This is a genomic window from Paenibacillus sp. A3, assembly GCF_001399685.1.
Lineage (GTDB): Bacteria > Bacillota > Bacilli > Paenibacillales > NBRC-103111 > Paenibacillus_G.
In genome coordinates this window covers 24880-47674 of sequence record NZ_JTHN01000052.1, presented here as the reverse complement: position 1 = coordinate 47674, position 22795 = coordinate 24880, and the positions used below count along the sequence as shown (strand labels likewise).

22 protein-coding genes and 1 riboswitch are annotated in these 22795 nt (G+C 53.2%); of the genes, 6 read left to right on the top strand and 16 right to left on the bottom strand.

What is annotated here, in order from left to right:
- Positions 1 to 40: 40 nt before the first annotated feature.
- From QJ48_RS08055 to QJ48_RS08045, 3 genes are all read right to left on the bottom strand, one after another.
- Positions 41 to 1831 carry a tetratricopeptide repeat protein gene (locus QJ48_RS08055; protein WP_054973121.1) on the bottom strand — a complete coding sequence of 597 codons (1791 nt, stop codon included), beginning with the start codon at positions 1829 to 1831 and terminating at the stop codon, positions 41 to 43.
- Between the two features lie 11 nt (positions 1832 to 1842).
- The gene (locus QJ48_RS08050; protein WP_054973120.1) at positions 1843 to 2649 is read right to left on the bottom strand and encodes a hypothetical protein; all 807 of its coding nucleotides are present in this window, start codon (positions 2647 to 2649) and stop codon (positions 1843 to 1845) included.
- A gap of 170 nt (positions 2650 to 2819) precedes the next feature.
- Positions 2820 to 3851 (bottom strand): BMP family protein, encoded by a 1032-nt coding sequence (locus QJ48_RS08045; RefSeq protein WP_202813829.1) that lies wholly within the window; start codon positions 3849 to 3851, stop codon positions 2820 to 2822.
- A 284-nt stretch (positions 3852 to 4135) separates the two neighbouring features.
- Positions 4136 to 4223: riboswitch (cyclic di-GMP riboswitch) on the top strand.
- A 79-nt stretch (positions 4224 to 4302) separates the two neighbouring features.
- Between QJ48_RS08045 and QJ48_RS08040 the strand changes: the two genes are divergently transcribed.
- On the top strand, positions 4303 to 6015 hold the full coding sequence (locus QJ48_RS08040) for a methyl-accepting chemotaxis protein (RefSeq protein ID WP_054973118.1): 1713 nt from the start codon (positions 4303 to 4305) through the stop codon (positions 6013 to 6015).
- Between the two features lie 67 nt (positions 6016 to 6082).
- On the opposite strand, the gene QJ48_RS08035 is transcribed toward QJ48_RS08040, so the two are convergent.
- From QJ48_RS08035 to QJ48_RS07995, 9 genes are all read right to left on the bottom strand, one after another.
- Entirely contained in the window at positions 6083 to 7228 is a 1146-nt protein-coding gene (locus tag QJ48_RS08035; RefSeq protein ID WP_162238459.1) for an efflux RND transporter periplasmic adaptor subunit, read from the bottom strand.
- A 14-nt stretch (positions 7229 to 7242) separates the two neighbouring features.
- The gene (locus tag QJ48_RS08030) at positions 7243 to 8133 is read right to left on the bottom strand and encodes a carbohydrate ABC transporter permease (RefSeq protein ID WP_054973116.1); all 891 of its coding nucleotides are present in this window, start codon (positions 8131 to 8133) and stop codon (positions 7243 to 7245) included.
- On the bottom strand, positions 8130 to 9011 hold the full coding sequence (locus tag QJ48_RS08025; protein ID WP_237762844.1) for a carbohydrate ABC transporter permease: 882 nt from the start codon (positions 9009 to 9011) through the stop codon (positions 8130 to 8132). The genes QJ48_RS08030 and QJ48_RS08025 overlap by 4 nt, the downstream gene beginning before the upstream one ends.
- 66 nt (positions 9012 to 9077) lie before the next feature.
- Positions 9078 to 9674, bottom strand: a complete 597-nt coding sequence (locus QJ48_RS08020; protein WP_054973114.1) for a hypothetical protein — start codon at positions 9672 to 9674, stop codon at positions 9078 to 9080.
- Between the two features lie 103 nt (positions 9675 to 9777).
- Positions 9778 to 11157: an ABC transporter substrate-binding protein gene (locus QJ48_RS08015; RefSeq protein WP_054973113.1), complete on the bottom strand. Its 1380-nt coding sequence runs from the start codon at positions 11155 to 11157 to the stop codon at positions 9778 to 9780.
- Positions 11158 to 11172: 15 nt separating this feature from the next.
- Complete coding sequence (locus QJ48_RS08010; RefSeq protein ID WP_054973112.1) at positions 11173 to 11928, bottom strand: polysaccharide deacetylase family protein; 756 nt, start codon at positions 11926 to 11928, stop codon at positions 11173 to 11175.
- A 288-nt stretch (positions 11929 to 12216) separates the two neighbouring features.
- Entirely contained in the window at positions 12217 to 13344 is a 1128-nt protein-coding gene (locus tag QJ48_RS08005) for a hypothetical protein (protein WP_054973111.1), read from the bottom strand.
- A complete protein-coding gene (locus QJ48_RS08000; protein WP_054973110.1) occupies positions 13341 to 14813 on the bottom strand; it encodes a HAMP domain-containing sensor histidine kinase in 1473 nt (490 codons plus the stop codon). The genes QJ48_RS08005 and QJ48_RS08000 overlap by 4 nt, the downstream gene beginning before the upstream one ends.
- 4 nt (positions 14814 to 14817) lie before the next feature.
- The gene (locus QJ48_RS07995; protein WP_054973109.1) at positions 14818 to 15513 is read right to left on the bottom strand and encodes a response regulator transcription factor; all 696 of its coding nucleotides are present in this window, start codon (positions 15511 to 15513) and stop codon (positions 14818 to 14820) included.
- Between the two features lie 206 nt (positions 15514 to 15719).
- Between QJ48_RS07995 and QJ48_RS07990 the strand changes: the two genes are divergently transcribed.
- Both QJ48_RS07990 and QJ48_RS07985 read left to right on the top strand, forming a co-directional pair.
- Entirely contained in the window at positions 15720 to 16208 is a 489-nt protein-coding gene (locus tag QJ48_RS07990; protein ID WP_054973108.1) for an RNA polymerase sigma factor, read from the top strand.
- Positions 16195 to 17475 carry a zf-HC2 domain-containing protein gene (locus QJ48_RS07985; protein ID WP_054973107.1) on the top strand — a complete coding sequence of 427 codons (1281 nt, stop codon included), beginning with the start codon at positions 16195 to 16197 and terminating at the stop codon, positions 17473 to 17475. The genes QJ48_RS07990 and QJ48_RS07985 overlap by 14 nt, the downstream gene beginning before the upstream one ends.
- A gap of 69 nt (positions 17476 to 17544) precedes the next feature.
- Here QJ48_RS07985 and QJ48_RS07980 read toward each other — a convergent pair whose 3' ends face one another.
- Both QJ48_RS07980 and QJ48_RS07975 read right to left on the bottom strand, forming a co-directional pair.
- Positions 17545 to 18339: a metallophosphoesterase gene (locus tag QJ48_RS07980; protein WP_063858042.1), complete on the bottom strand. Its 795-nt coding sequence runs from the start codon at positions 18337 to 18339 to the stop codon at positions 17545 to 17547.
- Positions 18340 to 18341: 2 nt separating this feature from the next.
- Positions 18342 to 18998 (bottom strand): hypothetical protein, encoded by a 657-nt coding sequence (locus QJ48_RS07975; RefSeq protein ID WP_054973105.1) that lies wholly within the window; start codon positions 18996 to 18998, stop codon positions 18342 to 18344.
- A gap of 183 nt (positions 18999 to 19181) precedes the next feature.
- Here QJ48_RS07975 and QJ48_RS07970 point away from each other — a divergent pair, with 183 nt between their 5' ends.
- The 3 genes from QJ48_RS07970 to QJ48_RS07960 are packed head-to-tail and all read left to right on the top strand — an operon-like array spanning position 19182 to position 21186.
- Positions 19182 to 19769 (top strand): class I SAM-dependent methyltransferase, encoded by a 588-nt coding sequence (locus QJ48_RS07970; protein ID WP_237762843.1) that lies wholly within the window; start codon positions 19182 to 19184, stop codon positions 19767 to 19769.
- A 2-nt stretch (positions 19770 to 19771) separates the two neighbouring features.
- Complete coding sequence (locus QJ48_RS07965) at positions 19772 to 19972, top strand: hypothetical protein (protein WP_054973104.1); 201 nt, start codon at positions 19772 to 19774, stop codon at positions 19970 to 19972.
- Positions 19960 to 21186, top strand: coding sequence for an adenosylhomocysteinase (locus QJ48_RS07960; protein ID WP_054973103.1), 1227 nt, complete (start codon positions 19960 to 19962; stop codon positions 21184 to 21186). The genes QJ48_RS07965 and QJ48_RS07960 overlap by 13 nt, the downstream gene beginning before the upstream one ends.
- 6 nt (positions 21187 to 21192) lie before the next feature.
- Here QJ48_RS07960 and QJ48_RS07955 read toward each other — a convergent pair whose 3' ends face one another.
- Both QJ48_RS07955 and QJ48_RS07950 read right to left on the bottom strand, forming a co-directional pair.
- On the bottom strand, positions 21193 to 22227 hold the full coding sequence (locus tag QJ48_RS07955) for a serine hydrolase (RefSeq protein ID WP_054973102.1): 1035 nt from the start codon (positions 22225 to 22227) through the stop codon (positions 21193 to 21195).
- 91 nt (positions 22228 to 22318) lie between these two features.
- On the bottom strand, positions 22319 to 22771 hold the full coding sequence (locus tag QJ48_RS07950; protein ID WP_054973101.1) for a MarR family winged helix-turn-helix transcriptional regulator: 453 nt from the start codon (positions 22769 to 22771) through the stop codon (positions 22319 to 22321).
- Between the last annotated feature and the right edge of the window lie 24 nt (positions 22772 to 22795).

Genomic DNA, 22795 nt, shown 5'->3' with positions numbered 1-22795 from the left:
AAGACCGATCCTCCCGAATCGGTCATGCATGGCAATCAGCCTATTCTGGCTGCTCGAGATCGTTCTTCCATTGCTCTAGCTGTTCTCTGAGTTTAACATCGATGGATGCAAGCCGCAGCCAACTGCAAACCAGCGCATAAGTAAAGAAGCAATAGCCTTCTTCCGGAATCCGCTCCATGAGCCGAAGAAACAATTCGGATACCGCTTTTTCCAGCTCGGGATCGCCTTGCGCCTCATAAGCCAAAACGGCCACCGCCGCATTGACCGGCCAGTCCGACTGACCATAGCATAGGGAAAGCAAGGGTTCGGAAGGCTTGGACGGGCTAAGCTGCGCCATAAGGAATACCGCCGCATACTGAATGCGCTGGAGCCAGCGCCAGCTCGATACCGATTCGGGCGGCTTCGGCGGATGAGTCAGGACGGCGAATAAGTCCGGCAGGTGCGCAGGGGTGAGACTTTGGGCAAGTTCGCCGGCGGTGCGGTACCAACCCTCGATTTGGTACGGAGTCATCGCCAATCGGCGTGCGGCATCGGCTGCTTGGACCGACGGCTTGGGCATAGCCGGCTGTGCGATGGGCCCCTCGTAACTCCATAGCATAGCGCCGTTCTCCGCGATTGGCTGCCTTGGGTCCGGCTCCGGGACGTTGTCGATGGTCAAATTCAGCTTGGGCGGATGAGCGCTTCTGCCAAATTTGTTCAAATAAAGCTCCATCGCACGGATCGCGCTCGGCGCCTCCAGATGATTAATCGTCAGGCTGATCGTCCCGCCGCTTTCCAGATCCGGGCTTTGCTCCGCCACTTGACGCAGCACGTTGATGGTGGCTTCCCGCGGCTCCGGGATGTAATCGACAAAAGGAAGCTCGGCGATCGACAATAACGGCTTGAGCAGCTCTCTCGCTCTGCCGTTCGAAGCGTTCGCCTTATAATAAGCTTCGATTTTCCCCAAGCGCTCGGCGTCTTGTTTGATCATATATTCGCAGTAAAGGATGGACGGCATCGCCCATTCGTGATCGGGCTGAATATTCGCAGCCTTGTTGTAAGCTTTCAGTGCTTTTTTGTATAAACCGTTTTCCAGATACAGATCGCCCAGATCCAGATAGCCGGCCTCTTTCCCGGGGTCGAGCCTGCCTGCTTTTTTGTAAAAGCCGGCCGCCTTGCGGATGTTGCCCTGGGCTCTGAAGCAGAGCGCCATCCCAATGGCCGTATTCCAGCATTTATTCAGCTTGTAGGCCGTTTTGGCTGCCGCAAATGCGGCCAGAACATCCTCCTGTCTCCGGTGCATCGAAGATAGCAGCCAGAACAACATATAAGCTTTAGGATGCGCCTGGCATATCTTTCGGAGCACGGACACTAAAGCGGCGAGCACCTGGTGCCGTTCGTTTCCTTCCAGCAGATCGAGGGATCTCATCACTCCGCTGACGAATCCAATGATCGTATCCGCTTCGATATGATCCACCCCGGCGATTCGCGTCTCCCATTCGCATACCCACACCAGATAAGGGACCTCGGGCTTTACTTTGATCACCTGTCCCAAAAGGCCAAAAGCTTCGTTAAAGCTGTTCACCCGGGCGTAAATATAAGCTCTTACCGCCAGAACGGCGAAATAATTGTTGTCTTCGACCGGCACAAAAGGCAGCAGGTCTTCGCCCGAATCAATCCAATCGTTCAAGGATTGGAGCCATTCGACGTTAGCCGGATCGGTCGACAACGCACAGGCCAGATGATACAAAGCGTGCTGGAAATCCCCTTCGCTTCGAGCCGCCTTATAGATGTCGAAATCCTGCTCGGGCGAAGGAAAACAGTGTTCTCCTTCGGTATGTGCGTGTTCCAATGCTCTCACTCCTACGTAAAATATTGTTTCGGCAGCACCGCTTCCAATTCCTTCAGCAGCCGTTTGCTTTCCTCCGTACGGAATTGCTTCAGCGCGAAGATCGCTGCCATCCTTCCGTTATGCATCCCGTTTTGGGCAACCTCGAACAAAGCACGGGCCGCCGGCGTATAATTTCTTTTTCTTAGGAGCATAACGGCTTTTTCCTGAATAAACATATCATCCGAGGTCAGATAGCGGCAAATCCGTTCCGATTCCGCATAAGGCATGATCGTCAATTTGGAAAAAATAAGCTGCTGCATGTAATCCTCGTCAAGCTCTTCCTGCAAGAGGAGTCGATCAATCTCTTGAATGACATTGAGGTCAATCTCGCTGTGCGCATGCTGCTCGTCCCGGTCGGACACGACAGGGTAATCCCGCTCCAGCAGATCCCACTCCGCTCCGGGAGTTTGCAGGCTCTTCGCGATGAACCGTTCCATATGCCGGAATCCCGGCGATAAATCGGTCTCTTCGTGATTCAAGTAGCCTATTTTATCTCGCAGCGGGCCGTCGGTATACAAGCCTATGTAATTGGACTGATCGTCCGTAAGCAGCGGGCAGATGCCCCGGTGACACGCCAAGTCCTGTAAAAAATCCAGCATTTCCACGATTTCTTCCGTAGTCAGAATACGATATACGTATTCGTCCATATTCCAGCATTCCTGATATTGACTTAAGCTTAGTAGCGTCTGGTCTTCGATATCAATGGCATGCTCCTGCTTTAAAAACCCGGGATCGAACGGCAGCCTGCTGTTGAATTTGAAGCGCTCGGAAGTTTCCATGCCCTCTCCTCCTCTGTGGCGTTATCGTTAAGCTCCCCAAAAAACGAACTCTACCTTTTATCGGCCGCTCCCCAGTAAAATGTTAGTTTTAGGAACGGATTGTAAGTTTCCCCGCAAAAAAACAAGCACCCGGCAGCAACTACCGCAGTGCTTGTTTCCATGTGAGACGTTTATTTTACTTCAAATTCAGGCCCCGTATATTGCGAAGGAATCACAATTTCACCGGATTTGATTTTCTCCGTAAATTCGGCGATCTTGTCCTTCACTTCCTGCGGAACGGTTGGAGCAAGCGCCAGACGGACCGCATCCGGATTTTCGAGTCCGATCTTCACGACCGTGTTCGGCTTCCATTTGCCTTCGGCCAGATCCTTGATTGCGCCGTATACCGTGAAGCTGGCATCGGAAATCGCGGAGCCGATGAAGACGTCGGGCGCATCCGCATAATAATCGCGCACGTTGCCGAATTGGAACACGCCATTCTCGCGCGCGGCTTCCGTCACGCCCGAACGGGCAACGTTCAACATAGTGAAGATCATATCCGAGCCGGCAGCGATTTGCGCTTGCGCGACTTTTTTAGCCAAAGCGGCATCGTCCTGGTTACCGGTGAAGGTGGTCAGGAATGCTGCATTCGGATTCGTGTATTTCAAGCCCCCGGCAAATGCGGCACGCCCATGAAATCCGGGAGTGACCCGCGCGCCGGAAATATGCGAAACGACATTGGATTTAGTCAGCAGCCCTGCAGCAGCGCCTGCAAGCCATGCGGATTCTTCCTGCTTCACTTGGTAGCTGGACAAATTGTCGCCGGTCAAGTTCGTTTGCGTATTTACAAATTTAATTTTCGGGAATTCCTTGGACACCAATTTTACGGCTTCCGAGCTTTGCCCGGCATGGGCGATGATCATATCGGGCTTCTTCTTGGCCAGCTTGCGCAGCTCATCGGCAATTTTCGCCGTATCGTGCGGGACATTATCCACATAGGTCGCTTTCAGGCGGAAGTCTTCCTTCGCTTTCATCAGTCCGCGGTAAGCGGATTCCATAAAGCCGCCGTCATTGGCAGGACCGGGCAGCAGCAAAGCGACTTTAAGCTTTTTCTGTTTCTTCGCATGCTCGTTGCTGGCCTCCGCACTTGAGAAGCCGGATGAGAATATCAGGATCATGATGGCTAAACTCGACAAAGCCAGCTTTGAAAGAAGTTTTCTCAAGATGCTTTCCCTCATTCCAAAAATTAGTTTTGTCCGGACACAACCGAGAATAAACCAGACTTCGATTTTTGTCAAATAGTGACGAAAAATAAATTTTCTATGTCGAAAGTCTATGAAACCGGTCCAAAACAGGAATACATTACCATTTAAACGTGACATTAAACCTATCTGCGGATTCCTGCCCCGTCCGAATATAAGTATTTGGATTTAGTTAAAAAGTCTTGTCTTTTCCGTAGGGCTATATTATACTTTGGCGGAAAGCTATACATCCATAATACGACAAAATACGACAATGGCAAACTTTTCGAAAGAAAAGGACGCAAAGCCACGGGCCTAAGGAGAGATTCAATCTACGGCAGCCGGGCCGCCGAAATTTGGTTGGGATCCGTCCATCCTTTTTTTCGGGATGGTTTTTTTATTGCACTTTAACGCAATGGAGGATGCTTGTGAGATGCAGTTTCTACAAAATGTAAAAATCCGCACCAAAATCTTGGGGCTGCTCAGCCTCGCGATCGTATTTCTGCTGGTCATCGGCATTACCGGTTACGTGGTCATGAAGACGATGGGGAACAACGCGCGCGCCATGTACGAGGAGAAGCTGGTTCCCAACACCCTTGTCGAAGCTTTGCTGTTCGGCAACTCGCAGATGGATTCCCTGCAGCTAGAAATGCTGCTCACCAAGGACGAAGCGTTCATCAAGCAAATCCAGCAGCAAATTACCCAAACGCGGGACAAAAACCAAGCAGTGCGCAAGCAGCTGGAGCAGCTTCCGTTATCGGAGCGGGCACAGGAGCAGTACCAAGCCTTTATCAATTTGATTCCGAAAAATAACGAAGCAAAGAAAAAAGTCGACGCGCTCGCGGTCGCGAACAATAAAGAAGAGGCGTATAAAGAATACGTCACCTCCTTCAAACCGATCCGCGCCGATATGATCAAGAATCTGGAAAATGTCGTCAAATACAACGAAGAAGACGCCAAAGTGTTCTACGAGAAAAGCATTCAAAGCTCCAAATTCGCTACGACGGTTATCGTGGTCGTTACTTTATTGGCCGTGCTGCTGTGCTCGTTGATCGGCTATGGCATAGCAAGCATGATCACGCGCCCGATCCGCCATATTCAACAATTGATGGCTCAAGCGCAAGACGGGGATTTAACGGTTAGCGGTACCTATCGGTCCCGAGACGAAATCGGCCTGCTCACCAACGATTTTAACGGGATGATCGCCGGTTTAAGAACGCTTATCGTGAAGATCAGCATGGAAGCGCAAAATTTATCCGCCAGCTCGGAGCAATTGCTCGCCAGCTCCGAACAATCCACTCAATCGACCAACCAAGTGGTGCAGGCGATTCAAGAAATTGCCGGCGGCGCCGACCAGCAATATCAAAGCACGACGGAAAGCGTTCGGGCTATGGAGGAAATGGCTACAGGCATTAACCGGATCGCCGAATTTTCCAGCAGCGTTTCCGCGATGTCCGCAGAAGCTTCCAAAGAAGCGGCAGAAGGCAACAAATCGATCCAAAATGCCGTGTCTCAGATGGATTTGATCCGCACCTCGGTCAGTGAATCCGCTCAGATGGTCAATCAATTGGGAATCCGCTCCCAAGAGATCGGACAGATCGTCGACGTCATTACGGATATTTCCGCACAAACGAATCTGCTCGCTCTCAATGCCGCTATCGAAGCGGCAAGAGCCGGGGAGCACGGGCGGGGCTTCGCCGTCGTGGCGGACGAGGTGCGGAAGCTGGCTGAGCAATCGCGCCAATCGGCCGAGCAAATTTCCGGCATCATTAAGCAGATTCAGAGCGAGACCAAGACGGCTGTTGTGGCGATGGACAAAGGAAGCCAGGAAGTGGAGAACGGCAGTATCGTCATGAAGGAAGCCGGAGAAGCCTTCCGCAACATCTTGGTTGCGGTTCAGGAAGTAGCCAATCAAATGCAAGAGGTATCCGCCGCTTCGGAGGAAATGTCGGCCGGGACCGAGCAGATCACAGCTTCCCTTCATCAGATGAAGAGCATATCGGAAGCCGCCTTCTCAAGGACGGAGAGCGTAGCCGCCGCTTCGGAAGAGCAACTCGCCACGATGGAGGAAATTTCGGATGCCGTCAACGCGCTGACGAAGATGGCTCAAGAAATGCATGACATTACGCTGCGGTTTAAGAGCTAGCCCTCTGCCTCAGTCGCTGCGTTATAAGAAGGCCCTACCGCTTCGCCTAGCGGAAGGGCCTTTCCCGTTATTGTAGTCGTACCCGGTTCCCTGCCTGCAAAGGCTCGCTGGTTTCGACGATGACTTGATCAATCGGCAAGATGCCTTCCCGGACGGCGGTCTGATTCGTGTTCGCATCGGCGGTCCGAATATAGCTCTTGCGCACATAAAAGCCGTTGCCGAGCGGGCCTTTCCTCTCTTCGATCACATAGACGAATTTCCCCTCGCGATCCTTGTGGATAGCCTCATTCGAAATCACAAGCTGCTCGTCAGCCGACACCGATTTTAGCAGCCGGACGGCCGCCCGCTCCCCTCCTTTCAGGCCTTCGCCCTGAACGGCAATGCGGATCGTTTTCATGACCGGAGGTGCATCTTGCTTCTCCCCTACGCCACCTGCCATCTCCATTTGCGTATCAGTGATTTCCTCAATCCGGCCTTCCATCACTTGGACCGTCTGGTCCTTTACCTCCACCTCAATCTTTTCCCCGACGGACAGAAGCGCTGCGAGGTCGGCCGCCACCGGCACGGACATTCCGTAGCCCCGGCTCGCATTGGATACGCGGACAACCGACTGGCCCGGCGTAGAAGGAAGCCCCTCGGTCGCGCGGACGCTTGTGACGATTCCGTCAAACGGAGCTACAATTTGACGCTGGGCCGCCAAGTCTTCTTGCAATGCTTGAATCTTGCGTTCGCGGACGTCGATGTCGAGCTGCCGCGATTCGATATCCCGCTTGGCCTTGCCGATCACCGTAGAATCCCCGGTCCGGTTCGCTTCGACGAAGCTTTCGAACAGCCCTTCCAGCTGCAGCTTTTGCTGTTTCAAGGCGGTTTGCTCATCCGCAATTTGCCGATCGGCCGGTTTGCTGTCATACGTAATCAGCGGCTGGTCCTTGACGACGGCATCCCCCGCTTTGACATGAACGGCCTTCACCTTCCAGCCGGTCTCATTCTTTAATTCAGCTTCCTCTACCGGCTTAAGCGTACCGTTCGCTTCGATGCTGTGAACCAGCTTTCCCTTAACCGGTGTTTCCGTCCGAACCTTGGGCAGCGTGATCGCCTGCAGCGTATTGCTGAATAACGTGAGCACGAGCAGCAGACCGAAGAACGCCCCCGAAACCGCCACCACTTTTCGTTTTTTGCGAGCCTCCGCCAGCTCCATCCCTTGCGGCTCCACCGTATGCATCTCTCCTATCCTTTAATGCCGGATGACTGGATTCCTCTGATAAAATAAGACTCCGCATACAGAAACAGCAGAACAACCGGGCTCATGTAGAGCAAAGAAGCGGCAAAACCTAAGCCCCGCGCCCCCTCCTGAATGCTCGCCAAATAGACGGATAGCGGATGCCGGAGCGGGTCCTCCAAAAAAATAAGCGGCTGCTCGACCATGTTCCAGTAATCTACGAACAGTAAAACCGTCAGCGCCGCCAGTCCCGGCTTCACCAGCGGCAGAACGATCGTAAGAAAAATCGTTCCGGCTCCCGCTCCGTCCAGCCGGGCGGCTTCGATTAGCGGAGCGGGAATGTGCAGCATGAACTGCCGCAGCAGGAATACGCCGTAGGTCGCAAATACGCCCGGCAAAATAATGGCGGCGACGCTGTTCAGGATGCCGAGCTTATCAGCCATAATATAGTTAGGTACCAGCGTCACCTGAAACGGCATCAGCATCGCCATAATATAAATAAGAAACAACGAGTCCCTGCCGGGAAACCGAAGCATGGCGAAAGCATAGGCCGCCAAGGCGGCAACGGCCGTTTGACCGAATACGATCGGCATGACCATGAGCACGGAGTTCCAGAACAGAAACAAAAACTTCGGAGACTGGATCAGCACTTTGTTAAATTGCTCCAGCGATACCCAATCGGGGATGAGCTTTAAATTGACAAATTCGTGTTGTCTTCCGGAATCCGCGCCCAGCATTTTTCCGACCAGATCGTAGTTAATGCCGATCTCACGCTCCGTCATGAGCGAATTCGTGAAGGTAATCCCGATAGGGAACAGCATCACCAGAGCAAGGACGAGCAGCACGAAGGTCATCAGCCATTTTTGCAGCAGCGCCGCTTTCTTCTCCCCCAGCTTCATTCCATAAACCTCCGGAAACCGCGTTCCATCCTGAATAATCCAAGCGCGATGATCATAATACAGCCGACCATAAGGCTTGCTGCCGCCGTTAGCTTCTGAATATCGAGCGAAAGAAACATATTGTTCATGTAATGCTGGAGCATATAAATGCTGTCGTGCGGATAGCCGCCGGCCAGCAAGTACGCTTCCCTGAACACTTTGAACGAATTCATAATCGACATCAGAACGACGAAAAACATCGTCGGAATTAAATAGACAAGGGTAATCCGCAGCTTCGTGAACGGCCCCGCCCCTTCAAGACGGGCGATTTCGTAATAGCTCTCGGGAATCGCTTGAACCCCAGCCAAAAACAAAATCATGTTGTACCCGATGTTCTTCCATATATAAATCGCCGTGATGACGACGATGGCCCATTCCGATTTCATCCAGTCGATCCGCTGAATCCCGAAGCGGTCCAGCCACCCGTTGACCGCACCGTTCCAGTCGAAGCCGATTTGCCAGATCAGCACGATCGAGGCGACCGGCACGACAAGCGGTAAAATATAGGCAGTTCGCAGCCATTGGCGAAAAAACACATTTCCGTTCAAAAGCAGCGCCAGCCCTAAAGAAATAGCGATCATCAACGGTACGCTGACGGATGTAAAGAGAGCGGTGTTCCACGCGGCATTCAGAAACGAACCTCTGGCCAGCAGCTCCTGATAATTGGCGAGGCCTACGAATTTTCCGTCCATCGTGCCGTCCATAAAGGAGTAAACGAGCCCCATTACAAACGGGATTGCATAAAAAAGCGCAAACCCGCCAACACTCGGCGCAAGGAACAGCAGAGCCAGTACCGTGTCTTTCTTGAGGAATGCGGGAAATTTCATGCCGGCCTCCATGCAAAACGCGGGAAAGCCAACGGCGCCCCCGCGTCCATGCCCTTTATTCGTTCAAATTTCCCCTGTTTACGACGACGTCGCAGGCTGGACTACGCTCGCAGGCGCGGAGCCTGCCGGCACTTGATCCGTTCCGGATGGCTTCGCTTCCGCCGGAGCTTTGCTCCCTCTCACCGGCCCGGATTCGGATGATGGCTTGCGTTCCGACCCCGCCTTTCCGCCTGACGACGGTGCCGCTCCCGGAGAAACCACAGTACCTTTTGACTCCGCTGCTCTCGGAGAAGACTTGCTGTCTGCAGAAGCCCTGCTCTCCGCCGTTCCTTTGCTTTCCGCCGGAGCCTTCGCATCCGGTGACGCTCCAACCCCGGACGACGCTCCGCCTCCGGGCGATGCGCCAGCAGCTGCCGTGCCTCCTGCCGGCGATTTCTCATCGTTCGTCCCTTTATCTCCGGCCGCTGTTTTATCGTCGGTGGAGGTTTTATCCTCCGACAGCGTCTTGCTCTCGGTCGATGTCTTGCCCTCCGTCGATGAACCGTCCTGCTGCCCGGTCTTTGTCTGATTTGCAGAGCTGCCTCCCTTATTACCTTGCTTAACGGCACCGCTGCTGCAAGCGGCCAACATCGCGATTAAGGTGAAGCTGAGCAGTAGCACTCCTGTTTTTTTCATCTTGTCTCTCACTCCTTTGTTATTGTCCATGCCTATTCTCAGTTATAAATGGAGGATGTAACGAAAACTTCTCCAACTTGTAAATAAAATGTTTCCGATCTTCTCATTCGTTCAAGAAAGTCGTCGCCCGATTCTGAATTAGCTTTGCCACGTCCTCCGCGGACTTTTGGCCCTTGAAGAAAGCTTCCGACTCTCTGATAATAATGTCTTCCAGCTTGGAAGGCTTGAACGCCACCTGATAAACGGCCCCCGACAGATGCTGCTCCAATCCCTGAAAATCCGCTTCGGTCACTTTGAACGTCTTGCCCTTGAGCGGTCCGAGCTCATGAGCCTTGACGGTTCCGGTTTGAAGCAATTGCTTCACCTGCTTGTGAAATACGGCTTTGTTCAGAGGAAAGCCGGCTCGTTCCGGTGAAGGCTGCATCTCCTCGGACATCAGAAATTTGATAAAATCCCAGGCTTCCTTCTTCACGGCGGATTTCTCGTTTATGCCCATCGTCCGGTAAGTCCGGAAAAAATCTCCGGCTTTTTGGCCCTCCCCCTTCGGTCTGGAATACAGCTTGGGTTGAGCGAAATTTTCCTTCGGCGTCAAAATATAATCCGCGGGCGAGACGATATCCGTCATTCTGAAATACGCTTGGCGCGGCTCTTCCGTCACGACCTTCTCGTCAAACATCGATTTCACTTGCTTCATTAAGTTGATAAAGGGCTCAGATTGGAAGTTAGCTTTCCGGTTTACCTGATCAACATACAAGGAAAAATTATTTTTCACCATTTCATTTAACAGTCCGGCGGGATAGCTCATAAAACCATAACGCTGATCCCCTTTTTTCGCCAGCGCTTTGGCGGTCTCGCTGAATTCGCTCCAGGTCCAACGGGCGTCGTCGAAGGTCACCCCCGTTTTCCGGATCGCCTCTTCGTCCCCGACAAGACCGTACAAGAAGAAATTGATCGGCATCCCGTAGACGCTGCCGTTCAGCTTGATCCCATCCAAGATGTTGTGAAAATATTGATCCTTCTTGAACTCGGGGTCCTTCTCCATCATGTCGCTCAAATTGGCAAGCACTTTCTTATTCACGTAGGTATCCATAGGCAATCGGTCCATCTCCACCAGATCCGGCCCTTTCCCGGATAACATCTGCGTGTTCGTCTTTTTTATAAAGTTTTCCAGATTCTCCTCGCCGCGACTATCGTCCGTCGGGACATAGTGAAGCTGGATCTCGATATTCGGGTGCTTTTCCTCATATTTGCGCTTCGCGTCTTTGAAAAAATCGTCCTCAAAAAACGTCGAGAGCACAACCGTCTTTTTGCCGCCCTGCGTTTGAGCGGCTTCGGCGGTCTTGCTTGCCGTTTCCGCTTGCGCTTCGTTCTTGTTCGGGCCACCCTCCGGCTGCGCCGCTCCTCCAGGGCCTCCACCGGCGCTGCAGCCCGTCGCCGCAATCATCAATAGGCAGCCGCTTAGGCTTAGCCATGCTTTTCTCATGTTCTGTTCCTCCTGTTAAGAGCTTTTCAATTTCAATTCATCTACCGTCACAAACGAATAGCCTTCTTCCTGCAACTCCTCGATCATCTTGGGCAGCAATTCGATCGTATTGCTCAGATCGCCCTTTTTGCCGCCGAAGCTGTGCATCAGAATGATGCCCCCGGGCTTCAGATTCGCTTTGACGTTCTTCAGCATGTTCTCCGGCGTCGCTCCCGCCCAATCCCGCGTATCGACATTCCACAGCACATTATGCTGACCGTTTTGCTCGATGGCTTCGGTTACTTTTTTGGAGACCGCTCCGTAAGGTGTCCGGACATACTTGGGGAACTCGCCCGTTGCGTTTTGGATCACCTTGTTCAGCTTGACGAGTTCATTCTCGATTTGCTGCCCGCTCAGCTTGGTCAGATCCTTGTGGCTCCATGTATGATTTCCCAGCGCATGCCCTTCCTTGACAATGCGGGATAGAACGTCCGGGTGTTTCTCCGCCTGATAGCCGACGACAAAAAAAGTCGCTTTTGCTTTATGCTTTTTCAAGATATCCAAAATTTTGACGGTATATTTCGCATCCGGGCCATCGTCAAAGGTCAATGCGACCTGCTTCTCCTTCTTTGGCGGCTTCAGGTTCGCCTGACTCTGAATTTGCTCTCCCTTTACTTCTCTAACTTTTGCCTCCGTCTGGGGAAGCATCGCATCGGCGATGAAATAGCCGGACAGCACCGCGAGCACAACGATACCGATCCGTAAACGCAGCAGTCGTCTTGTCCTCTTCATCTCGTTCTACCTTTCTATGAAATTTGTTTCCATGAACCTAGTTATAAGTCAGCCTTGTTACCAAAACTTCTCCGAGTTGTAAACAAAATGTAACCGAGATGGACAACGATAGACAACATGGTACAAAATCCGGCAAAATAACGGGTCCTCAGGTTTTCGTTGTGGACAATGTGAGAGTTGAATAACGCAAAAAGTCCCTGACCAGTCGTACTGGCGGGACTTTTTTTGAGAAATATTCACCTTGAACCACACCTGCTATCCTCATGCGCGGCAAGACACGGGGACGCTTCACTTAAATTCGATGATAAAAAAGGAGCTGTTCTGGGAAAAAGGGGCGGGACTCGGAGCGCTGACGACAGGACGAGATTCGTACAATTTCCTGCCGTTCAGCAGCATCCTCCGGTTGTCCGGACTCCACTCGATTTGCTCGGGAACGATTCCCTTGTAGATTTCTTTTTCGTTCATGATATTGTTTCCTTGCAGCTTGGCCACGTACAGATTTTCGCGGCCTTTGGAGTAGGCGATATATTTGCGATCGCGCGAGAGCTGAAACACGCCGCTCCGTTCAAGCAAAATCGTTGTCTTCGCATTCCGGCGGTCGAATAACGTTAACGAACCTTCCTCCCCGACAAAGACGATTTGATCGTCATTCACAAAATCGCCGTTTCCCTCGCTGCTTACGGGATGCTCATACTGGCTTACGAAGGCATCGCCCTGAAATGAACCGAAAACGATGTATGCCTGACGAGCCGCTATTTTGAAAAGTAACGCGCTCGCCCCGTCATCCGAAACCTGAACGGAGTAAAAATGATGGTTCTCCGTTTTTCCAGGGAACTTGAATTCCTTTGCTTCCTGACGCGTCACGTCATAAACGCCAATGACAGCCTCCTGGTTCCCGTTCTCTTGCACAAAGGAGACGTAACGCCCGTTATTCGACCACGACATCTGTCCCGACACGACAACACCCTCTTTGTTGGCCCATTCCCGCAGGACGGTTTGCTTTTGATCCGCCAAACGAAGCAGCATTAATTTCTCTTTGCCGCCGGTCTGAACGGAAAACGAAGCATACGCGCCGTCCGCAGATACTTTGACGCCGTGCACAAATCCATGGATATCCGGCAAGGGCTGCCGGGTCTTGAGTTCGTAGTCCAACTGCTCGAAGCTTCGCTCCCGGCCTCTTTTACTAAAATATCCAAGCACATGCTCCTTGTCGGTCCAGCCGTACAGCTCGCCCTCCTCGTTCTCCGGCAGCCTATAAATTTTGCTCACTTCGAATGTCTCGCCTAAGCTCTGCAGCTCGCGGCCTTCTTCCGCATCGGGAATAATAACGGTCTTCGATTTCAGCGCCCCCGTACAGCCGGTGACGATAACGGCCAGCAGAACATACGCCGCCGCCCACAGGAATATCCGCTTCATTCTGTATTTCCTCTCTTCGGCTTCGTGTAAGGGAGTTCAATCGCCACGCTCGTTTCCTGATCGGCGCTCCGGATCTCGATGCTCCCCTGATGGTCGTCAACAATCGCTTTGCAGATGCTGAGCCCTAAGCCGCAGCTGCCCATCTCTTTGGACTTCCGCATATCGGCCCGGTAGAACGGCTCGAAAATTTTCGCCAAATCCTCCGGGCGGATGTCTTCCCCTTGATTCGCAACCGTCATGTGCACGCGGTCTGTGACAAGCCTCGCCTTGACCGAAATCGCCGTATGCGCAAAGCCGTACTTAATCGCATTATCGATAATATTGATGAACAATTGCCTTAATTTGGGCTCGCTTCCATCAACCCACAGCCCGTCCTCCACCTCGCAGCGAATCGTTTTCCGGTATCGCTCGGCTTTGAATTTCATGCCCTCGCAGACGTCTTGAAGCAGCCGTCCGGCCAAGACGGGCTCGAACGCTTCCAGGTCGGACGTTTCCTGGGAAAGCTCCAACAATTTAACGACCATATCGTGGAGCCTCTTGCTCTCGTCGACGATATGGTTCATTCCTTTGTCGAAGAAGGCTTCGTCGGTTTGCCCGTTTTCCTTGATCATTTGGGCATAGCCCAGGATGGACGTCAGCGGCGTTTTTAACTCGTGCGTCACATTGTCGAAAAACTGCTTGCGATGGCGGTTCAATTCCTCCAAGCGGTCCCGGTCCTTCTGGATGCGCCCGATTTGGGCCTTGATCTTTTCGATCATCGTACGGAAATTATCTGCCAGCCGGCCGATTTCGTCTTTCCTTCGGAACGAAAGGCGGATATCCAGATTGCCGTTCGTCACTTCCGTCGAAGCCTTGGTCAGCTTGACGATCGGGATCGTGATGTTGCGCGATAAAATATACGAAAAGATAAACGCAGCAGCGAAGATGGCGATCGTAACGTACGAAATAACATCCAAAATATGCCTGCTCTGCTCATACAGCAAGGAGAAGTCTTTGGCGAAGCGCAAAATCCCAACCTTTTTCCCATCGATGACGACCGGGTACGAGTAGTAAGCTTCCGCCGTGCTGTCCGTGTAGTTGATTGTGTACGAGGTTTTGCCGTTCAAGGCATGGTCCAGATCGTCGCCCGTCTTATTGGAATTCTTCCAGTTACCCGATGCATAGATCAGCTCGCCATTCACGCCGTAAGCGCTAATCTCGCTGGAAGTAACCTGCCGAAGCTCTTCCACCACGTCTTTCGCCATTTGGCGGAAATAGATCTCGTCGTTGCCGAAATGATTGATCATAAAAGCCTGCTTCACATAGACGCTGCTGTTCTTCTTGAGGCCGATCAAATCTTGGGTAATGATCTTCTCGTTGCTGGTCTCGATAATCTGCACGATAAAGTGATTGAGCAACAAAAACGAGGCGGCAAAAATAACAAAGAGTCCCAACAAAAATTTTACTTTGATGGTCGGAGCCGGGATCATACCTTTAGTCCACCTGTTTGTCAAATTTATACCCCACCCCGAACACGGTCACGATCACGTCGCCCGCCTCCAGCTTTTTGCGCAGCCGTTGGATATGAATATCGACCGTCCGCGTATCGCCGACATATTCGTAGCCCCATACGAAGTCCAGCAGCTCCGTCCGGGTAAAGATTTTGCCCCGGTGCCGGTACAGCGTCATCAGCAGATCGAACTCCTTGGGCGTCAGCTCGACGATCTCGTTATTTTTCCGGACCAGCCGCTCGCTTTCGGTGATTTCAATATTTTTGAAGCGGACCGGCTCGTCGGCCGATTCCTCCGCAGGTTTATGGGCCTGGGTCATTCGCCGAAGTATCGTCCGGATGCGCGCGATCACTTCCCGGAGGTCGAACGGCTTCGTAATATAGTCGTCAGCGCCAAACTCCAGGCCGACAATTTTGTCCGTAATGTCCGATTTGGCCGTCAGCATGATGATCGGCATGTTCCGGGTTTCCGTGACCTTTTTGCATATATCGAGCCCGCTGACGTCCGGGAGCATCCAGTCGAGCAGCAGCAAATCCGGCTGGAAGTGCTCGATGGCCTTGAGCCCGTCCGCTCCGGTATGGGCGATAGACGTAAGAAAGCCATCTTTATTCAAGCCGTAGGCCAGCAAGTCCGCGATCGCTTCTTCGTCTTCGATTATTAAAATTTTCACTTTGTCCATCTTGTCCACTCCATTCTACCGAACATGGTAGCATACCTCGTGGCTTTCGATCCACTTCGATGTTAAAAGCGCCAGATTTGGCTGACAAAACGTGCGGGCTCTTTTACAATTTTGGATATAACGGCTGTAACGAAAACGGGGCATGCGGGCACTAATATGTGAGAGAAGAAGCTTTTACGAAACCGAGCCGACAAGAAGGTGCGTTAATGTATGATCCGATAACGAAGATCTATCTGCTTTATTATGACGATTTGTATCGCTTCCTGGTTACCCGGTACCCGAATCCCGACCATATCGATGACATGATACAAAATACGTTCCTCGAAGCGCTCCGGCATATGGACAGCTTCAAGGGCGACTCTTCGATCAAAACGTGGTTGTTCGGCATCGCCAAGCATCAGCTGTACCGGAGCCTGCGAAAAAACAAACTTCAGCTTCCGCTGGACGATTCTCCCGAAGCAGAGCTCGCTGCCTATACGGATTTTAGCGACAAGGTGCTGGCTGAGCAAATCATGGAACGGTTGAATCGGCTCGATCCGCCCCATCGGGATATTATGCGGCTGCGGCTGCTCCATGGGCTATCTTTCAAGGAAATTGCGCAATTGACCGACCGGACCGAAACGTACTGCCGCGTTAATTTTTACCGGATGAAAGAAAAGCTGAGAAAGGAGTACGGCGAGGATGAACACATGTAGTATCGTGAAAGATTTAATGCCGCTCTATGTGGAGGGGCTCGCGAGTGAAGAGAGCGCCATGCTTGTGGAACGGCATATTACGGATTGCGAGGAGTGCCGCCGCTATTATGAGACGATGAAGCAGGATTACGAGAGCCACGAGCAGAGCCGGCCCGAGCCGGACAAGAAGCGGCAGATTGAGGAGCTGATCGCGCAGCTCGGCAAATATCAGCGCAGGATCAAGCTGGTCAGCGTACTGGTGGCGATGCTGATGACCTGCATCATCAGCGGTGCAGAGGTTCACTTTCTGTCAACGATTCCGTTCCTGATCCTCACTCCATTCGTGTGCCGCTTGTACTACTCCCGTTCGCTGCCGATTGTTGCGTCAACAATTCCGTTCGGCTTGCTCGGCGGGCTGTTAAGCGAGAACAATTCGAGCTACATTCCGTTCTTTACCGTTGTCGCTCTTGTCAATGCGGCGGCCGGCGTCGGGGCTGCGCTGTTGGTAAAGCATGGGCTCAAGCAGGCGAAACTCGTAGCCAAAGCGGGATTAATGGCGCTTGGAGCGGCGATCCTTTACTTCGGCTGCGCCGGTCATTTCTCTTATTGGGGCAATCCGGTCGGATATGCAAAAGCGCTGCTTCAAACGAACGATTACGTCAAGCGGACGTATGAACAAGGGACGCTCGACTTCAAGAAAGTGTTCTTCAACTTCAAAGACAGGCGGCATTACGGGAAGTTCGAGTTTGTGATGAACGGCGTGCGGCAGACGGCGAGCATCGGCTTCTACCGGGACGGCAGCGTGACCGACGAGTATAAATTCAAGCTGGACAACCAATTTAGCGAAGAACGCAGCGACGATTTGAAAACTGCGATTGCCGCTGCGGTCGATCCGATGCCTTCGCTCAACGTGCAAGCTTCTCCGCAAGCCAATCTGGAGATTACGCAGGACGAATTGGACGCCAACTTCTATTATTTGTCCCCCGACAAACTGGACAAAGCGGAGAAGCTGCGGACCAGCGAGAGCGGGAAGCTGCGCTACAAGATCCTATTCGGCGCGTCCGATGCAAGATACGAGAAGATGACGAAGGAAGCGTTTTTGACCAAAAGCGCAGCTATTCTGCGTACACTGCAAGAGCGGAAGCTGAATTATCACAGCGTCGAGATGAAAGCGATGGACCCGAGCGGGAACATTCAAACCGTCGAGCTGACCAAGCTGACAACGGAGCAGGATTTGCACGGCAGCTACCGGACGTTCGATCCGGAGCGGCGAAAGGATCAGCCTTAGCCACAGGTTATAGAACAGAGACACCGGCCCGATGTGGCCGGTGTCTCTTGTTGCGTCCCCCTGCTTCCGCTATCTTGTAAAAATACACACCTTGGCATCGACATTCAAGACTTGCGTTCCGCCGGGCAGGCAAGCCAGCGGATCGTTCCAATGGGTATGACCGCAGAACACGAGTGCTTCCGGCCCGCTTTCCAGTACCGCGCGAATCTCGGGGCTGCCTGCGCATCCCCGCTCCGGCACATCCGGGCTTTGATGAAGCAGCAGCGCATGAGGCCGCTTATGGAGCAGCTTGCGCAAGGCTTGCAGGTAGTCCGCTTCCGTCATCCGGTTCGGCTTGTCCGGTCTGCCGATCACGCCTCCGAGACCGCCCCATGCCGCGCCGCCGAATTCGATGATTCCCGGCAGGTCGATCAGACAGATGTTGCTTCGGCCGGAAAGCTGCCGCTTCTTGTCATCGTCCATCAGGTCGTGATTGCCGGCCACTCCGACGACCCAGCGAAACGTTTCGCCGAATTGAACCCATACGCCCGTCGGGTCTCCGCTGCCTCCTCGCCGGAGGTCGCCATACAGATCGCCGCATAGCAGAACGCCGATCCGATCGGGAGCAATATCGGGGCGTTCGATGCCGATCAGCAGCGACAAATAGTCGGGGAGTCCTTCGCCGAGCATGACGTCTTTCCCATCAATGGTCCGCATCATCCCCTGCAAATCGGAGGTCACGATCAGCGCGTCGACCGATGACGGCAAAGCACTCATCTGCCCCATGTACACAGGCAGCTGCGCTTCCGCGATACCGTCCGAGCTGGCCGCGGTCCGATAGGCGAAGCATTCTACAGGCTCCGCGCCAAGCGATTCGATCCTCATGATCACGATAACCTCTCCCGGTCCGTCACCGTAATCCCTAAAGCTTCAAGGTCCGGAAGAGCTTCCTCTACGTTTCGATCCGGATTCAAAGAACGGATCGCCTCTACACTGATCGCGGGGGCCGCATACAAAGCTTTGACCGGCTCGACCGGAATCGGCATGTCGAAGTAGCCTTCCGCCCAGTCGGCATAGTCCTCCGGCGTTTCGAAGATCGTTCCGAGCAAAAAATCCGAGCCGTCGTCTGCGCCTTTCGGTATCCGTACCTCCCCCATTCTCCACTGCGAATCACCGGTTTCGCGCCATATGCAGAAGGTTACGTCTTCTTTCTCCAGCGCTTCATCCGCGAGGAAAGCCAGCAAAGCTTCCGGCGCCCCATCGTAGATTCCCGGCCATACCGCATACTCGTCTCGGGCGTGCGGGCTTAGCTCGGATTCGTGGTCGAACCCTTTCAAAATGACGCCCTCAGGCGCAAACAAAACGAACAAGTGGTCTCCGGCGCCGTTGTCGATTTTTGCAAGCGAGACGTTTGGACCCCAATTCGAAACAAACGTATGATACCGGAGCCATTCCTCCGGGCATAAAATTACGTTCAACGCCGCAAGAGTCTGCAAACGCCGCTTTAAATCATCCGGCGGCGGCAAAGCAGTCCGTGATGACATCTCAATCCCCTTTCTTCCAGATAAGTTCGGTACGTGCAGCACATGTACCATTTTAACAAAAATGTTGCCGTAAACCCAAACACCGAATAGTTTGGATTAATGCCGCTTTATAAATTCTTCAGAATTCCTTTAGAAATTTCTGCACTCGTTCTGAAGATTTATTCGATACGATGAAGAAAGCAGATGGAGAAGGGAGACATCGGCATGGGCACGCTTCAGGAAAAGCTTCTGTTCTTATATAAGTTTTCACGCGCGCCTCAGCAAATCGGCAGCGTGACGCCAAGCTCCGCGTTTTTGGCGAAAAAGATGGTCGAATCGGTGGCCTGGGAGAAAGTGAACGCTGTCGCGGAGCTTGGCGCCGGTACAGGCGCGATTACGGAATATATTCAGAAGGCCAAAAAGGACAATACCCGCGTTCTTTTGTTCGAAAGAGATGCGGAGCTGCGCAGTCGGTTGCAGGAGAGATTTGCCGACTGCACCTGTTATGACGATGCCCGATGTTTGCAATCCGTTCTACGGACAGAAGGCATCGATTCGCTCGACTGCGTGATCAGCGGACTTCCGTATTTCAATTTCCCGCAAAGCTTGCGCGATCGGCTCCTCAGCGAAATTACGGCCTCTCTCAGACCGGGCGGACGGTTTGTCGCTTTTCAATATTCGCAGCAAATGCGCAAGCAGTTCGGCAGACAATTTGCCATGGAAGGAATTCATTTCGTCCCGTTCAATGTCCCTCCGGCGTTCGTGTATGTTTGCCGTAAGGTGGAGAGCTGACGATGGATATCGTGTCGCTTCTCTCCTGGCTCTCACGGATGGCGACGGGCGAAACGATTCCGTTTCAACACCTCGGCTATCTCATTTATGGCTATGCGCTGGGCTGGCTCGAATCTCCTTATTGGATGATCGTACTACTGCTCGTTTGCGTATTTCTAATCCTACCGCGGAAAGGAAGAGATGACGAACAATGCAAACCATAGTCCGCACTTGGATTGACAATAGCGCCTTGGCGCAGGAAGGACGACTTAAGATCAGCCGGGCAAGCTCGCAAATGCCCGTTCTGGGCCGAATCCGGGAACGGTTCGCGCTCGGGCAGCCGCTCAAGGGACTGAAGATCGTCCTCGCTCTTCCTCTGGAAGCGGCGACGGCCTGTCTCGGGAAGACGCTCCAGGCAGGGGGCGCGGAAGTGGTAACCGGCGGCGGCCCCCTTTCGAACGATGGCGAGATAAGCGCCGCCTTGGCAGCCGACGGGATAACCGTGATCGCCGAATCCGATTCGGAGCCGGCGTCTGCCAAGACACGGCTTATTTGCACCATGGAGGCGGGGCCTCATCTGATCGTCGACGATAACGGGGAACTGATCGGCACGCTTCAGTCGGAGCGCCCGGACTTGCTGGCGGGCATTCGCGGCGGCGTAGCACAGACGAGAGCCGGCTTGCTGCGTCTGACGAGACTGGAAAAGGAACAACGGCTTCCGTTTCCGATGATCGTCCTAGACGATGCCCTCGGCATGGATCCGTTCGACCGCCGGTGCGGAACCGTACCGTCCGTATGGGATGACATGCTGCAAACGGCGGATTTCGCCGCAGCGGGTAAAACCGTCGTGGTCGCAGGCTACGGCCGGCGCGGCAAAGCGATCGCCATGCAGGCCAGAGCCCTAGGCGCCCATGTCGTGGTCGCGGAAATCGATCCCTTGAAGGCGGTCGAAGCTTTTATGGACGGCTGCCAAGTCATGCGCTTGCAGGAAGCTGCATTGATCGGAGACCTTCTGATCACTGCGACCGGAGCTCCGGATACGATCGGCGGGAAGCATTACTTTTTGATGAAAGACGGCGTCCTGCTCTGTCAGGCAGGACTTCCCGGCGGCGAGATCAATACGAACGAGCTTGCGGATATCGCCGTATCGCACCGCACCGTTCGGGAAAATCTGGAGCGGTACGAGCTGATTGACGGTCGGAAAATTTATATTTATGACGCAAAGCCGCCCGCGAACAAGGAATCCGCAGACGATGACTGCGCAGAGATAACCGATATGCGCTTGGCCATGCTGGCTTTGTCGCTCCAATATATGAATGAGCATGGCGACCGGCTGGGCAATGAAGTCATGAAGCCGCCTTACTCGCTGGAAGAGGAAATCGCTGTCTTAAAGCTTCAATCGCTCGGAGCGAATATCGACGAGGCTGCGGACCGGTAGGTCCGGCTATGGCTTTTTCAACAGATCGAGCAAGTCGATGCCGATCCGGTCGACAGAATCGCTCAAGAGACCGGACCGGTAATTCGAGAGCACGACGACGCCGGACGACCGGTCTTGATGAAACCCCATAAAACTGGAAAACCCATGCGTAGATCCGTTATGCCAAGCGAACTTGCCGCGCTCGTCGATGATCCATCCCAGACCGACGCTGATCGTCTTGCTGTGTCGCGCATAGGCCTGTTGGCTGATCAACAGGTCGTGACACAGCTCTTCGTTGTGATGGCCGCCCAAATGGGCGGACAGGAACGTGAGCTGATCGTTGAGCGTGGAGCGAAGCGCTCCGGCCCCGGCATAATCGCGCAGCAGCGTCTCGGGCCGCTGCACGTCTTTCCCCGCATAGCCCGGAAGCATTCTCGCCTGCTGCGCCAAAGTCAGCGTGATGCCGGTGTCCGGTAAATGCAGCGGCACACATAGACGTTCGGCGACGGCCGTCTCGTAGTCCGTTCCAAGCCATCCCGCCAGAAGCCGGCCCAGTATCCCCGTTCCCTCGTTCGAATAACGAAATTTTCGCCCCACTTTGCCCGGAGGAACGTTTTGCAGATAGGAAATAGCTTCCTGCAGCGTAAAGTGGCAGTATGGATCGCGATGCTGCGATTTATCGAAACGGTTGCGCCATGCTTTGAAGAACGGATAGCCCGGCAGCCCCGACGTATGCGTGGCCAAATGGGCAAGCGTCACCGGATGACGGCCGGGAATCGATGGTTCGAACTTCCCCAGCGAATCGTCCGGGCGGAGCGAGCCCTCGGCGATCAGCAGCGCGAGCAGCGAGGTGGTAAATACTTTCGTGATCGAACCGATTTCGTACATAAGGTTGTCGTAGGAGACCGCTCCGAACGGCCGCAAATCCCCGAAGCCAAACACAAGCCTCTCCCCTCCGCGCAAGATGCCGACCGACAGCACCGCATGCTTCCTTTTGCTGACATAAGGCTGAACAATACGTTCGACAGCTTGTTCAAAATTCGTCGTATGATTCACGCGCATTCGAGTTGATCTCCTCTCTTGGAGCCGTTTCGTTATATACGATTAACATTTATTAATTATTTAGCCGACTTAATAATGGTCCAAAAAAAAATTAGTTTCCTTTCGCCTGTTCCTCTTCAACAATCGCTTTCAGCTTCAAAACAATTTTTCTCAAAGTCAAAATATCGTCCATCCCCAGCTTCGAATAGTAACGTTCGATAATGGAACGCTCGATCTGCTCGTTTCGGGCCATATACTCGATGCCCCGCCGATCCAGCTCGACGATGATCTCCCTGCGGTTGCCCGGATTGATCGACCGCTTAATGTACCCCGCTTTCTCCAGCTTGCCGAGAAATTGGCTGACGGCGCTCGGCGTAATTCCCATTTTTTCGGCAATCTCGCCCGTATTAAGCCGGCCGTGCTCATGAACCATACCGAGCACAATGAGCTGCTTATCCGTAATCGTCTCATCGACCAACGCGGCATATTCCAGCGTTAGCATCACATTGGTATCGTATTCGGCTTTGTTGATCTCTTTCACGTAACGGATCAGCTGTTCATTCATCTTGATCACCTTAACTATTAAGTT

Excerpts from the sequence above, each read along its gene's own strand:
- QJ48_RS08050 (WP_054973120.1), bottom strand. The coding sequence starts at position 2,649 with ATGGAAACTTCCGAGCGCTTCAAATTCAACAGCAGGCTGCCGTTCGAT.
- QJ48_RS08040 (WP_054973118.1), top strand. The coding sequence starts at position 4,303 with ATGCAGTTTCTACAAAATGTAAAAATCCGCACCAAAATCTTGGGGCTG.
- QJ48_RS08030 (WP_054973116.1), bottom strand. The coding sequence starts at position 8,133 with ATGAAGCTGGGGGAGAAGAAAGCGGCGCTGCTGCAAAAATGGCTGATG.
- QJ48_RS08025 (WP_237762844.1), bottom strand. The coding sequence starts at position 9,011 with ATGGAGGCCGGCATGAAATTTCCCGCATTCCTCAAGAAAGACACGGTA.
- QJ48_RS08020 (WP_054973114.1), bottom strand. The coding sequence starts at position 9,674 with ATGAAAAAAACAGGAGTGCTACTGCTCAGCTTCACCTTAATCGCGATG.
- QJ48_RS08015 (WP_054973113.1), bottom strand. The coding sequence starts at position 11,157 with ATGAGAAAAGCATGGCTAAGCCTAAGCGGCTGCCTATTGATGATTGCG.
- QJ48_RS08010 (WP_054973112.1), bottom strand. The coding sequence starts at position 11,928 with ATGAAGAGGACAAGACGACTGCTGCGTTTACGGATCGGTATCGTTGTG.
- QJ48_RS08005 (WP_054973111.1), bottom strand. The coding sequence starts at position 13,344 with ATGAAGCGGATATTCCTGTGGGCGGCGGCGTATGTTCTGCTGGCCGTT.
- QJ48_RS08000 (WP_054973110.1), bottom strand. The coding sequence starts at position 14,813 with ATGATCCCGGCTCCGACCATCAAAGTAAAATTTTTGTTGGGACTCTTT.
- QJ48_RS07995 (WP_054973109.1), bottom strand. The coding sequence starts at position 15,513 with ATGGACAAAGTGAAAATTTTAATAATCGAAGACGAAGAAGCGATCGCG.
- QJ48_RS07990 (WP_054973108.1), top strand. The coding sequence starts at position 15,720 with ATGTATGATCCGATAACGAAGATCTATCTGCTTTATTATGACGATTTG.
- QJ48_RS07985 (WP_054973107.1), top strand. The coding sequence starts at position 16,195 with ATGAACACATGTAGTATCGTGAAAGATTTAATGCCGCTCTATGTGGAG.
- QJ48_RS07980 (WP_063858042.1), bottom strand. The coding sequence starts at position 18,339 with ATGAGGATCGAATCGCTTGGCGCGGAGCCTGTAGAATGCTTCGCCTAT.
- QJ48_RS07975 (WP_054973105.1), bottom strand. The coding sequence starts at position 18,998 with ATGTCATCACGGACTGCTTTGCCGCCGCCGGATGATTTAAAGCGGCGT.
- QJ48_RS07970 (WP_237762843.1), top strand. The coding sequence starts at position 19,182 with ATGGAGAAGGGAGACATCGGCATGGGCACGCTTCAGGAAAAGCTTCTG.
- QJ48_RS07965 (WP_054973104.1), top strand. The coding sequence starts at position 19,772 with ATGGATATCGTGTCGCTTCTCTCCTGGCTCTCACGGATGGCGACGGGC.
- QJ48_RS07960 (WP_054973103.1), top strand. The coding sequence starts at position 19,960 with ATGCAAACCATAGTCCGCACTTGGATTGACAATAGCGCCTTGGCGCAG.
- QJ48_RS07955 (WP_054973102.1), bottom strand. The coding sequence starts at position 22,227 with ATGCGCGTGAATCATACGACGAATTTTGAACAAGCTGTCGAACGTATT.
- QJ48_RS07950 (WP_054973101.1), bottom strand. The coding sequence starts at position 22,771 with ATGAATGAACAGCTGATCCGTTACGTGAAAGAGATCAACAAAGCCGAA.